Annotated in this window: 12 protein-coding genes; 5 read left to right on the forward strand and 7 right to left on the reverse strand. The window is 62.8% G+C overall.

Annotation, left to right across the window (positions count from 1 at the left end):
* Positions 1-19 precede the first annotated feature (19 nt).
* The 3 genes from OO306_RS12475 (at position 20) to sodC (ending at position 2,115) form a co-directional block, all read left to right on the forward strand.
* Entirely contained in the window at positions 20-535 is a 516-nt protein-coding gene (locus OO306_RS12475; RefSeq protein ID WP_085274256.1) for a sigma-70 family RNA polymerase sigma factor, read from the forward strand.
* Complete coding sequence (locus tag OO306_RS12480; RefSeq protein WP_265968890.1) at positions 532-1,479, forward strand: FecR domain-containing protein; 948 nt, start codon at positions 532-534, stop codon at positions 1,477-1,479. Before OO306_RS12475 ends, OO306_RS12480 begins: the two co-directional genes overlap by 4 nt.
* Positions 1,480-1,599: 120 nt before the next feature.
* Positions 1,600-2,115, forward strand: coding sequence for a superoxide dismutase [Cu-Zn] SodC (sodC, locus tag OO306_RS12485; protein ID WP_265968891.1), 516 nt, complete (start codon positions 1,600-1,602; stop codon positions 2,113-2,115).
* 111 nt (positions 2,116-2,226) lie between these two features.
* Here sodC and ctlX read toward each other — a convergent pair whose 3' ends face one another.
* Both ctlX and OO306_RS12495 read right to left on the reverse strand, forming a co-directional pair.
* A complete protein-coding gene (gene ctlX / locus OO306_RS12490) occupies positions 2,227-3,186 on the reverse strand; it encodes a citrulline utilization hydrolase CtlX (protein ID WP_369124837.1) in 960 nt (319 codons plus the stop codon).
* A 33-nt stretch (positions 3,187-3,219) separates the two neighbouring features.
* On the reverse strand, positions 3,220-4,272 hold the full coding sequence (locus OO306_RS12495) for an ornithine cyclodeaminase (RefSeq protein ID WP_099429136.1): 1,053 nt from the start codon (positions 4,270-4,272) through the stop codon (positions 3,220-3,222).
* Positions 4,273-4,465: 193 nt separating this feature from the next.
* Between OO306_RS12495 and OO306_RS12500 the strand changes: the two genes are divergently transcribed.
* Entirely contained in the window at positions 4,466-4,888 is a 423-nt protein-coding gene (locus tag OO306_RS12500) for an Lrp/AsnC family transcriptional regulator (protein WP_027593533.1), read from the forward strand.
* 380 nt (positions 4,889-5,268) lie between these two features.
* Entirely contained in the window at positions 5,269-6,687 is a 1,419-nt protein-coding gene (locus OO306_RS12505; RefSeq protein ID WP_027593532.1) for an amino acid permease, read from the forward strand.
* 48 nt (positions 6,688-6,735) lie between these two features.
* Here OO306_RS12505 and OO306_RS12510 read toward each other — a convergent pair whose 3' ends face one another.
* From OO306_RS12510 to OO306_RS12530, 5 genes are all read right to left on the reverse strand, one after another.
* Entirely contained in the window at positions 6,736-7,659 is a 924-nt protein-coding gene (locus tag OO306_RS12510; protein WP_099429138.1) for a LysR substrate-binding domain-containing protein, read from the reverse strand.
* 90 nt (positions 7,660-7,749) lie between these two features.
* Positions 7,750-8,355 (reverse strand): START domain-containing protein, encoded by a 606-nt coding sequence (locus tag OO306_RS12515; protein ID WP_027593530.1) that lies wholly within the window; start codon positions 8,353-8,355, stop codon positions 7,750-7,752.
* Positions 8,356-8,456: 101 nt separating this feature from the next.
* A complete protein-coding gene (locus tag OO306_RS12520) occupies positions 8,457-9,293 on the reverse strand; it encodes a bifunctional allantoicase/(S)-ureidoglycine aminohydrolase (RefSeq protein ID WP_027593529.1) in 837 nt (278 codons plus the stop codon).
* A gap of 106 nt (positions 9,294-9,399) precedes the next feature.
* Complete coding sequence (locus OO306_RS12525) at positions 9,400-10,791, reverse strand: LLM class flavin-dependent oxidoreductase (protein WP_265968892.1); 1,392 nt, start codon at positions 10,789-10,791, stop codon at positions 9,400-9,402.
* 16 nt (positions 10,792-10,807) lie between these two features.
* Positions 10,808-11,788, reverse strand: a complete 981-nt coding sequence (locus tag OO306_RS12530; RefSeq protein ID WP_027593527.1) for an aliphatic sulfonate ABC transporter substrate-binding protein — start codon at positions 11,786-11,788, stop codon at positions 10,808-10,810.
* Positions 11,789-11,945: the final 157 nt, after the last annotated feature.

The raw sequence follows: 11,945 nt of genomic DNA on the forward strand, positions 1-11,945 counted from the left end.
CCCGCTAGCGTGCCCTTGAATGACCGACTCCACCCCGGCAGACGAAACCTCCTTCGGCACGCTTTACCGCGACCATCGCAGTTGGCTGGAAGGCTGGCTCTCGCGCCGCCTGGGCGATGCTTGGGAGGCCGCCGACCTGGCCCAGGACACCTTCTTGCGGGTGCTCGCCGCGCACCCCGGGCAGACGCTACCCAGCCTGCGTGAGCCCAGGGCCTATCTACTGACCGTGGGCAAGCGGCTGCTGATCAACCACTACAAGCGACGCAGCCTGGAGCGCGCTTACCTGGAAGCCCTGGCCAACCTGCCCGAAGCGCTGGCACCCTCGCCGGAGCAACGCTGGATACTGCTTGAAGCCTTGCAGGCCCTGGACGAACTGCTCGACGGCCTGCCACGCGCCGTGCGCCGGGCTTTTTTGTGGGCGCAGTTGGAAGGGGTCGACTACGCAACCATTGCCGAGCGTTTGCAGGTTTCTGAGCGTACGGTCAAACGCTACATGGTCAAGGCGTACGCGCATTGCCTGTTGGTGGCGTTGTGAGCGCACCCGTCGACGCCCGCGCTCGGCAACTGGCCCGCGAGGCCGCGCAGTGGCTGGCCTTGCAGGACGCTGGCCCACTGGATGATGGCCAGATCGACGCGCTACAGTGCTGGCGTGCACGCAGCGCAGCCCATGAAGCGCTGTGGCAAAAGGCCGAGGCCCTGCGCACGCAGTTTTCCGCCGTGCCATCGTCGCTTGCCGTGGCCTGCCTGGACCGCCCGGACCCTGACCGCCGCCGGTTGCTGGGCCAGGCCTTGGCGATCGGCACGCTGGCGCCGCTAGCTTGGTATAGCTACCGTCAGCTACCCGTGGACAGCTGGCGCGCCGACCTGCACACCGCCACCGGAGAACGGCGTGGCCACGTGCTGGCAGGGGGAGGGCGCGTGCATTTGAACACTGCCAGTGCGGTGAACCTGTCTGTGCAGGGCGGCCAGCACGTTGTGCAACTGGTACGGGGTGAGATTGCCGTGGACTGCGTCGGCCCGTTGCAGGTGCAGACCGCCCAAGGCGCTGTCTTTGCTACCCAGGCGAGTTTTTGCGTGCGTCAGCAAGGGCAGCACTACCGCGTGTCGGTCAGCGATGGCGCCGTGCGCCTGCAAACGGCACAGGGCGGCGCGCTGTCATTGCAGGCTGGGCAGAGGGTAACCCTTGCTGCAGGCGGGGCAGGGCCTATAGAGGCGTTCGACGCTCAGTTACCGGGTTGGCAGCAAGGCCTGTTGATGGTCGACAACCAGCCCTTGGGCGATGTATTGCGCGAACTCGACCGCTATCGCCCCGGGCTGCTGCGTTGGGACCCGGCCCTGGAGCGCCTGAGCGTGACCGGCACCTTCCAGCTCGACGACAACGACCGCATCCTTGCCTTGTTGGCCGCCAGCCTGCCGCTGCAGGTGCATTACCGGACCCGCTACTGGGTGTCGCTGACACCGCGCAAGCAACCTGCCTGAGGGTACACCGCACACGTGTAAGTGTTTCAGTCTGTGGCCAAATGGAATACCTGGCGGGCTGCGCAGTCCCAACTGTTACCTGGGTACGACACCCGTCATCCCACGCCATGGAGAACCAACATGAAAGCAGCGCTTTTCGTTGCATTGCTGGCCAGCACCGGCCTTGCGCAGGCCGCCCAGACGGTGGAACTCAAGCTGGCAGGCCCCGACGGCCCGGGCAAGTCGATCGGGACCATCAGCATCGAGCAAAACCAATATGGCACCCTTCTGACCCCTGATCTCAAGGACCTGCCACCCGGCGTGCATGGCTTCCACCTGCATCAGAATGCCTCGTGTGCTCCCACGGAGGAGAACGGCAAGCCGGTGCCTGCTGGCGGGGCGGGTGGCCACTGGGACCCGGATTCGACCCAGGCGCATAAAGGCCCCTACGATGACAGCGGCCACCGGGGTGACTTGCCGGCGCTGTACGTGGGTGCCGATGGCAAGGCCAGCTATCCGGTGCTGGCACCACGCCTCAAGGCTGTGGACTTCAAAGGCCATGCGTTGATGGTGCATGCCGGTGGCGACAACCACAGTGACCACCCGGAAAAACTGGGCGGTGGTGGTGCGCGGATGGCATGCGGGGTTGTGCAGTAACGGCGGGTAGGAGCAGCCTTGCGCTGCGAAGAGGCCATTGCAGGCACATCATCTGCAACAGCTGTACCGGCCTCTTCGCAGCACAAGGCTGCTCCTACAGGTGGCTTTCAATCAATTGATCGAAAGCGGGCGTGAGCTTCTCGGTGACAGGTGAATCCCGGCGATCATGCAGCGCACCGAGCCCCCGGCCATCTCGATGGTCGGCACATCCAAAGGTACCAGCCGCGCCGAACGCTCGATGCGCTGACGCTGCTCACCTGTAAGGCTGTCGAACGCTTTGCGCGAAAGCGCAAGGATTCGACCATCACGCCCAGAAAGCTCAATGGCGTTGCCGGCAAACTGGCTGATCTGCTGGTTGCTCAGGTCGATCACATCACGGCCTGACTCGATCAGGCGCATGCGCACCTCCTGTGCACGGCTCGGGTTGGTGAACGTGTCAAACCCCACCAGTGCAAACTCAGTCGCCACGCACATCAGGACGTTGGTGTGGTAAATCGGCGTGCCTTGCTCGTCTGCCGTGTCGAACACCATGGGCTCGAAGTTGAAGTGCGTGCTGAAACGCTCGAGGGCGATCGGGTCGGCGCGGTTGGAGCGGGCGGTATAGGCGACCCTGGACAAATGGTCGAACACCATTGCCCCGGTGCCTTCGAGAAACAGCTCGTCCTGTTCCAGCCCGGAATAGTCGATCACATCCTGCACCCGGTACTCATGCTTGAGCATCTCGATGACATCCGCCCGCCGTTCGCGGCGGCGGTTGCGCGAGTACATCGAATAGATCGCAATGTGGCCGCCCGGGTGGGTGGAAAACCAGTTATTCGGGAACACCGAGTCCGGCGTGTTCTGCTCGCCAAAGTCGTCGAACAGGTGCACCCGCACGCCCTCGGCTTCAAGCCGCCCCGCGGCCTGGGTGACTTCGTCGCGCGCCACATCGGCCACGGCGTGCGCGGTGACGTCAGGGTGGGTGCTCTGAAACGAATTGTCTGCCGCTGTTTCCGGGTTGGGGGTGAAGGCGTGCGGCCTGACCATGACCACTGCCGCAGGTGCTTGAATCGAACGCGTTGGAAATGCCATCTGGATTACCGAAATTAAGAGCTGACCGTAGGGTTATGCAACGCGTCGGATGCGGCTTTTGGCAGCGCGGCCGCGGGTGTGGCTGAACAGGTCTTTCGGGTCTTCGTCCACCCAGGGCACCAGGTCGATTTTTGAACCCAGGCCGCGTTTTTCGGCTTCCTGTAGTACATACCGTAGTACGGTGTAGTCTTCGAGCGCGAAGCCCACCGAGTCGAATACGGTTACCTGGCTGTCGCTTTGGCGGCCTTCGGTTTCACCCCGCAGTACACGCCAGAGGTCGACCACCGGGAAGTCGCCTGGCAATTGCTGGATGTCACCTTCGATACGGGTCTGCGGTTCGTACTCGACGAACACCCGGGCTTTACGCAGTACATCGGCATGCAGTTCGGTCTTGCCTGGGCAGTCGCCGCCCACTGCGTTCAAGTGCATGCCGGGTTCGAGCATATCGGGGGTGATGATGGTCGCGTAGGCCTTGTCGGCGGTCACCGTGGTGATGATGTCGACGCCTTTGACCGCCTCAGCAACAGAGCGAGCCTTGCGAATGGTAAGGCCGCTGTACTCCTTGAGGTTGGCGATCAGCTTGGCGGTGGCCAGCGGGTCGGTGTCGAAGGCGACGATTTCTTCGATACCCAGGTGTTTGTGGAAGGCCAGTGCCTGGAATTCGCTTTGCGCGCCGTTGCCGATCAGCGCCATTTTTTTCGCGTTCGGCCGGGCCAGTGCCTGGGCGGCCATCAACGATGTGGCGGCGGTGCGCAGGGCGGTGGCGATGGTCAGTTCAGACAACAGCACCGGGTAACCGGTCGCCACGTCGGCCAACACGCCAAAGGCCATGACGGTATGAAGGTCTTTTGCTGTATTGGCAGGGTGCCCGTTGACGTATTTGAACGCATAGCGATGCGTGTCGGCGACTGGCATCAATTCGATCACACCCACTTCCGAATGGCTGGCAACACGGGCGGACTTATCAAAGTCCTGCCAACGTTTAAAGTCTTCGCGCAGGGCCGCGGCCAGTTCGCCAATGAAGGGCGCTACGCCAATGTCATGGACCAAATCGGACATGGTTGGAACATCAATGAAATACGTCATGCTCTTGCACCTTTTATGCGCGCGCTCTCACCTCAAGGCCTGCAGGGTGAACGCTTAAGATTGTTGAGGGGTTGCCAGCACGAAGAGTTTGATGAAAGGTTGCGTCAAATTGAAGAGAGCAGGTTGCCAGTTTCGTCATCTTTCTAGACAATCTGCGACCCCCGAATAACAATCTGATTAATGGGCAGGCACCATGGACACTGTAGACCGGGAACTGATCGCGCTGTTGCGTGATAATGCACGCACGCCGATCCTCACCCTTGCCAAGAAACTCAAGGTTGCCAGGGCAACGGTGCAGAACCGCATCACCAAGCTTGAGGAACAAGGGGTGATCATGGGCTACACGATTCGCCTCAGGTCAGATGCCCTGGAGCAAGGCGTACGGGCAATTACCAGCATCGGCATCAGCGGCCACCATGCTGCGGAGGTCAAGCACGCGCTGCGCGGGCACCCCAACGTGGTGGCCATCCACACCACCAATGGTCGCTGGGACCTGATGGCCGAGCTGCGGGCGGACACCCTCGAGGCCTTCGACCGAGCGTTGAACACCATTCGCTCGATACAACACATCGAGAACACCGAGACCAGCATTTTGCTCTCCACCTTCAAGATGTGAGCACCGCGATAGCCGGAATGGGCAGGCGCCTGGCGCAAACTGTCACCCCGGCCTTTCACAGTGCAACAAATCCCATTTCGTGTGTGCAGTCTGTAGCGTTCCGATTGACCACAACGGCTGGCAAAATGAAACAGCGTCAGCACCCTGTGTTTCACGTTTAAACGTCTTGCCGGGCATGACCAGGTTAATCGGCGTGCACGTGTGATGGGCTTTCATAATTAATTAAGCCTGATGAGAAGTTTCATCGGGGCGTGTATTTCCGTCTGCGTTAATACCCATGCCTGCTGCGCTTGTTATTACAACACGTGTGCACGTGCGTACCAATTAAAGTGCGCAGTGAAGGGCATGTGGTTTCACAGAAAAAGAATAAGAGGTCAACTATGCAGCAAACGTGCAACTCGCAAGACGCGACTGGGCAGCCTGGCCGTACGCTGAAGCGACGGCTGGAAAACAGGCACATTCAGCTCATTTCGATCAGTGGTGCGATCGGCACCGGGCTGTTCATGGGCTCGGGCAAGATCATCGCGCTTTCCGGCACTTCGATCATTCTGGTGTACGCCATCATCGGCTTTTTCGTGTTCTGCATCATGCGTGCGATGGGCGAGATGCTGCTGGCCAACCTGCACATGGAGTCGTTCGCAGACCTGGTACACAACTACCTGGGGCCGCGCGCCGGTTTCATCCTCAGCTGGTCCTACTGGCTCAGTTGGGTGGTCGCGGCGGTGGGTGATGTGGTCGTGGTGGCAGGCTTCTTCCAGTACTGGTACCCCGATGTGCCCACCTGGCTACCGGCATTTGCCACGATGTTCCTGCTGCTGGGCCTGAACATGCTGGCGGTAAAGGCGTTTGGCGAGGTCGAGTTCTGGTTCGGGCTGATCAAGATTGTCGCGATCGTGCTGCTGGTGGTCACGGGGCTGGTGATGGTGGCCACGTCCTACACGTCGCCAGCCGGGGTCACGGCGTCCTTCAGCCATCTGGTGGCACCCGGCGTGGTCATGCCCCATGGCATTCTCGGCTTCCTCGCCGGGTTCCAGATCGCGATTTTCTCGTTCGTGGGCACCGAACTGATCGGTACCGCAGCCGCAGAGGCCAAGGACCCGGAAAAGACCCTGCCCAAAGCGATCAACACCATTCCCGTGCGCATCCTGCTGTTCTACATCTGCTCGCTGGTGTGCATCATCAGCGTGGTCTCGTGGGCGAATGTGCCGGCAAACCGCAGCCCGTTCGTCGAGCTGTTCCTGCTGGGCGGCCTGCCGGCTGCGGCCGGCATCATCAATTTCGTGGTCCTGACGTCTGCCGCCTCGTCGGCCAACAGCGGTGTGTATTCGGGGTCGCGGATGCTTTACGGCCTGTCCCACCAGCAACAGGCGCCGACCGCGTTCGGGCGGCTGTCCGGGTCGGGTACGCCGGTCAGGGCGCTGGTGTTTTCGGGGGTGTGCATGGCGATTGCGCTGACGCTGTTGTTCGTGATCCCGGAGGTCATGACGGTCTTCACGTTGGTGTCGACCATTTCGGCGGTGATGATCATCGTCACCTGGTCGCTGATCCTGATGTCCTACTTTGCCTACCGTCGGCAAAACCCCAAGGCGCATGAGCAGTCCAGGTTCAAGCTGCCAGGGGGCAAAGTGACGGCGGCATCGGCGCAGCTGTTCCTGATCTTCGTGTTGTGCCTGTTGGCGCTCGAGCCTGACACACGCACCGCGCTGTATGTGATGCCGCTGTGGTACATCGGCTTGCTGCTCGCCTACCGGCGCCGGGTTAAGGTGTGCGCGCGGCAAGTAGCGGCTACGGCTTCCTGAAACGCAGTGCAGTTGGCCGTGGGGTAACGCCCACGGCCATTGCCGCTTTCAGCTGTCGCGCAGCCAGTCCACCAAGCCCAGAGTGGTCGGGGTCGTGCTGCGGCCATGGGGCACTACCAAGTAGTAGGCCTCGCGGGGTTTGACCACCAGGTCGGTCAGGCGCACCAGCTCACCGGACGCCAACAGGTGATCGACCATTCGACCCCACCCCAGCGCCACACCATGCCCATGCAGCGCTGCCTGGACGGTGTCGGCGTACAAGTGGCAACGCAGGCTGTAGCGAAGTTTGGGCGGGTGCCCACCCGCTTCGCGGAACCAGGTAGGCCAGGTCATCCAGCCCTCGGTCGTGGCATCGGCATCGAGCAAGTCGGCGCCGTACAACCCTTCTAGTGACTCCGGCAGGCTGTTGCGGGTGAGCCAGTCGGGTGAACACACCGGAAATATTTCTTCCTCGAACAGCTGCACCGCGGTGCCGTCTTCCCAGCGCCCGTTGCCATAGCGCACCAGCAGATCGACATCGTGATTGCGCAGGTCGCCCATGAACATCTGTGTGGCCAGGCGCAGGCGCACGTGGGGCAGGGCGGTGCGCAAGGTGCCCAGGCGCGGCATGACCCGCAGCTGGGAAAACGTCGCGGTGCAGCTCAGCACCAGTTCTTGCTCATTGCCACCCTCGCTGAGGCGGTCGAAGACCGAGGCGATCTTTTGCAGCGAATCGGAAATGACCGCATACAGGGCCTGGCCCTCGCTGGTCAGTCGCACGCCCCGGTGCAGGCGCTGAAACAGCTGGCTGCCGAGGGTTTCTTCGAGCTGCTTGACCTGTTTGCTCACCGCTGCCTGGGTCACGCCCAACTCCTGCGCGGCCAGGGTGAAGCTGTTGTGCCGGGCCACGGCTTCGAATTCGAGCAGTGCCGTCATCGACGGGATGATGCGCCGGTAGCCTTTGTGCTTGTTGCCGTATTCTTGTGTTTTCATGCGAAGTCCTGGCAAGGCGCGACGCGCTGGTCCGCGTCGCGCCCAGACAGTGGCAGAAAAACCGCCAGGGCGGTAGTCGCCAGCAGGCCTTCAGTGCTGGCGCTCGGCCACCGCCCGCAGCGTGCGCAACGTCACCACCGGTGCATCCACCACAAAGCGGTTGGCCAGCCACCCCGGCACATCCCCGGCCGGGTCTGCCTTGAGCTGGTACGTGACTTCGGTCTGCTTGTCACCCAGCGGTTTCATCACCCACTGGCCACTAAGGCGCTGCACGCGGATCAGCCCCTCCACTTCGGGGATCTTGCCAGGGTCGGCGCTCAGGTGGCGCAGCAGGGTGCCGTCGTCGCGCTGTTCGGTGGTCACCTTGACCACGATGTCGCGCGGCAGGGTCGGCCACGGCAGGTTGGTGGTCAGGTAGACCCAGGTACTGTCGCCGTCGACCTCCAGCAAGCGCATCTCGGCGCAGGCATACAGCCATTTGCAGGCCACGCGCAGGTTTTCCTGCAGGTCTGTCAACGTGCGTACGCTGGCCTTCATGGTGCTGACACCGCGAAACTGCTGGTAGGGGGAATCGCCGTCGCCGCTGAGGTAGACACGGATGCCTTCCCTGTCGTAGGCCAGGTTCCAGTCGTCGGTCGCCTGAACGGTACTGGACAGCGCCAGCAACAAGGCGGCAAGCAGGCGGTAGCGGTTCATGGTGAGCACCGCGCAGGGCAGGATTGTTCAGTATGAGCGGCAAACAGAAAGCCCGCCAGGGAGGCGGGCTTCGGTCCAACAGGCTGGGCTTAACTAAACGCTTAGCGCTGTGGGTTGAGCGTCAGGTGCACGTGGCGGTTGACGTCCTTGTACAGCAGGTAGCTGAAGTTGCCTGGGCCACCGGCGTAGCAGGCTTGCGGGCAGAAGGCGCGCAGCCACATGAAGTCACCGGCTTCGACTTCGACCCAGTCCTGGTTCAGGCGGTATACCGCCTTGCCTTCCAGCACGTACAGGCCATGTTCCATGACGTGGGTTTCAGCGAACGGAATCACGCCGCCTGGCTGGAAGGTCACGATATTGACGTGCATGTCGTGGCGCATGTCGGCCATGTCGACGAAGCGGGTGGTTTTCCAGCGGCCTTCGGTGCCTGGCATCTCGATGACGGTGGCGTTGTCACGGTGGGTGACGAAGGACTCTGGCAGGTCCAGGCCTTCAACCTTCTGGTAGTGCTTGCGCAGCCAGTGGAAGGTGACGTTGGCCTTGCTGTGGTTGCGCAGGCTCCATTCGGCGCCTGGGGCGATGAAGGCGTAGCCGCCTTGCTTCAGGGTGTGGTGCTTGCCTTCCAGGGTGATGTCGAGCTCACCCTCGACCACGAACACCACGGCTTCGGCGTTTACGTCCAACTCTGGGCGCTCGCTGCCGCCTTCCGGGGCCACTTCGACGATGTATTGCGAGAAGGTCTCGGCAAAGCCGGTCAATGGGCGGGCGATGACCCACATGCGCATTTTGTCCCAGAACGGCAGGTGGCTGGTGACGATGTCACGCATCACGCCCTTGGGGATGACGGCATAGGCTTCGGTGAACATGGCACGGTCAGTCAGCAGCTCGGTTTGAGCTGGGTGCCCACCGTGGGGGGCGAAGTAGGAATGATTCGACATGGACGATCTCGACTTGTTGTTCTCTCCCCGTGCCGTGAACCGCACCGGCCGGTGCGGCGCAGGGGATGTGCCGACAGAATAGGGTCGAGCGCGTGCCATCTACAAATTAAATGTTGGAATACCCGGTATTTGCTTGCTGAATGCTAACCTGGCGCCCTGCATGCTGCTCCGGCAAGCGGTCGCCCTGGCCGAACAGCTTGTGGCGCAGGGTGCCGTCCTGGTAGTGCAAGGGGTAGCGGCCGCGGCGTTGCAGCTCGGGCACCAGCAGCTCGACGACGTTGGCCAGGTCATCCGGTTGCACCGCGTACGTGAGGTTGAAACCGTCGATGCCGGTCTCGTCCAGCCATGTTTCCAACTGGTCGGCGATGTCACTGGCAGCGCCGACCAGGACCGGGCCACGGCCCCCCAGGCCGACGAATTCGGTCGCTTCGCGCACGGTCCAGCTGCGGTTAGGGTCCGCGGCGGTGAAGGCGGCCAGGGCGGCGCGGCCGGCATCGTTCTCGACATACTCGATCGGTGCGTCGGGGTCGAGGCCGGCGAAGTCGATGCCGGTCCAGCCCGACAGCAGGGCCAACGCGGCGTCCAGGTCGACATAGCCCCGGTACTCGGCAAAGCGGGCTTCGGCCTCTTCACGCGTGGGGGCGACGATCAACAGTGCCTGGGCGTAGATCAACACCTCGTCGCGGCCACGCCCGGCCACTTCGCTGGCCTGGCGAATGCCATCGGCATAGCGGCGCAGTACCGTAGTCGTCGGCCCGCTGATGAACACGCACTCGGCATGCTGCGCAGCAAACTGCTGGCCGCGTGCCGAGGCGCCAGCCTGGAACAACACCGGCGTGCGTTGCGGCGAGGGCTGGCACAGGTGCGTGCCGGGCACCTGGAAGTGCTCGCCGACGTGGCCGATCGGGTGGACCCGGGAAGGGTCGATATAACGGCCGCTGTCACGCTCCAGCACCACCGCGTCGTCGTCCCAGCTTTTTTCCCACAGTTTGTACAGCACCTGCAGGTATTCCTCGGCCAGGTCGTAACGCTGGTCGTGGCCCAGTTGGCGGGCCAGGCCCAAATTACGCGCGGCGCTGTCCAGGTAACCGGTGACGATGTTCCAGCCGACGCGGCCATTGCTCAGGTGGTCGAGCGTGGACATGCGCCGGGCAAAGGGGTAGGGGTGTTCGTAGGTCAGTGAAAAAGTCACACCAAAGCCCAGGTGCTCGGTTACGCCGGCCATGGCCGGGACCAGCAGCAGCGGGTCGTTGACCGGCACCTGCACACCCCCGCGCAAGGCCGCTTCAGGGCCGCCCTGGTAGACGTCGTAGATGCCCAGTACGTCGGCAATGAACAGCGCGTCGAACAGGCCGCGCTCCAGCAGGCGGGCCAGGTCGGTCCAGTAGCCCAGGCGGTTGAAGGCCACACTGGTGTTACGCGGGTGGCGCCACAGGCCGGGGGACTGGTGGCTGGCGGCGTTCATGCTGAACGCGTTGAAGCGGATCGGGCGGGGCATGGCGGTCAGTCTCCGGTCACGGCAGCACGGAAGCCGGGTAGACCGCATCGGCTACCTGCAACTTACGCGGGATCAGGCCCAGGCCCTGGAAGGTGTCGGCCAGCTTTTGCTGTTCGGCGACGATCTGCGGGGTGATGGCGACGGCGTTGTAGTTACGGCGCTCGCTGGCCACTTCCAGCACATCAGCCTTGATCCCCAACTGCGGCGCCAGCAGCGCGGCGACGTCGGCGGGCTTGGCGTTGGCCCATTGGCTGACCTTGCCCAGTTCGGCGAAGAAGGTCTTCAGCAGGGCGCGGTGCTGGTCGGCGAATGCCGCGGTGGACAGGTAGAAGGTGCGGTTATTGGACAAGCCACTGCCGTCACGCAGGTTCTTCAGGCCCGGCTGGCTTTCTGCCGCGGCGAGGAACGGGTCCCACAGGGTCACGGCCTGGACGCTGCCCGATTGCAGGGCGGCCACGGCATCAGCCGCGTTATTGACGTAGGCGGGGGTGATGTCCTGGTAGCTCAGGCCAGCTTGCTCCAGCGCGACGGCCAACAGGTATTGGGCGTTCCAGCCACGGCCGGTGGCTACCCGCTTGCCTTTAAGGTCCTGCACGCCTGTGAGGTGGTCCTGTTCGCGCACCACCAGGCCGATACCGCGCGGGTAGGGTTGCTCGGCGGCCAGGTAAACCACTGGCTTGCCGGCGGCTTGGGCAAAGACCGAGGGGGCGTCGGCGGCGTGGCCGAGGTCGATGGCGCCGGTGCTCAGCGCTTCGAGCAGTTGCGGGCCCGCGGCGAACTCGTGCCAGCTGACAGTCACCCCCTGCGGGGCGAGGGCCTTCTCCAGGGCACCACTGCCCTTGAGAATATTGATGCTGTTGAATTTCTGGTAGCCGATGCGCAAGGTTTTGGCGTCTTCGGCGAGGGCGTTGGACCAGGGCAGCAAGGCGCTGGCGACACTGGCCAACAGGCCGCCGATCAGCAGGCGGCGCAAGGGGGAAAAGGCACGGGTGGGCATGAGGGGGCTCCTGGAATGGGGTGATAATCCGTGCGCCCAGACTAAGGAGGTGGCGTTTGGCTTTCAATTTTTTAATTCCATTTGGTTAGAATGTTTAGTTATTTTTATATCCTTTTTGTAGTTTAGAGGCATGCGCTTGCACATAAGGGCACTGTGC

Source organism: Pseudomonas sp. DCB_AW (assembly GCF_026240895.1).
In the GTDB taxonomy this organism is placed as follows: domain Bacteria; phylum Pseudomonadota; class Gammaproteobacteria; order Pseudomonadales; family Pseudomonadaceae; genus Aquipseudomonas; species Aquipseudomonas kermanshahensis.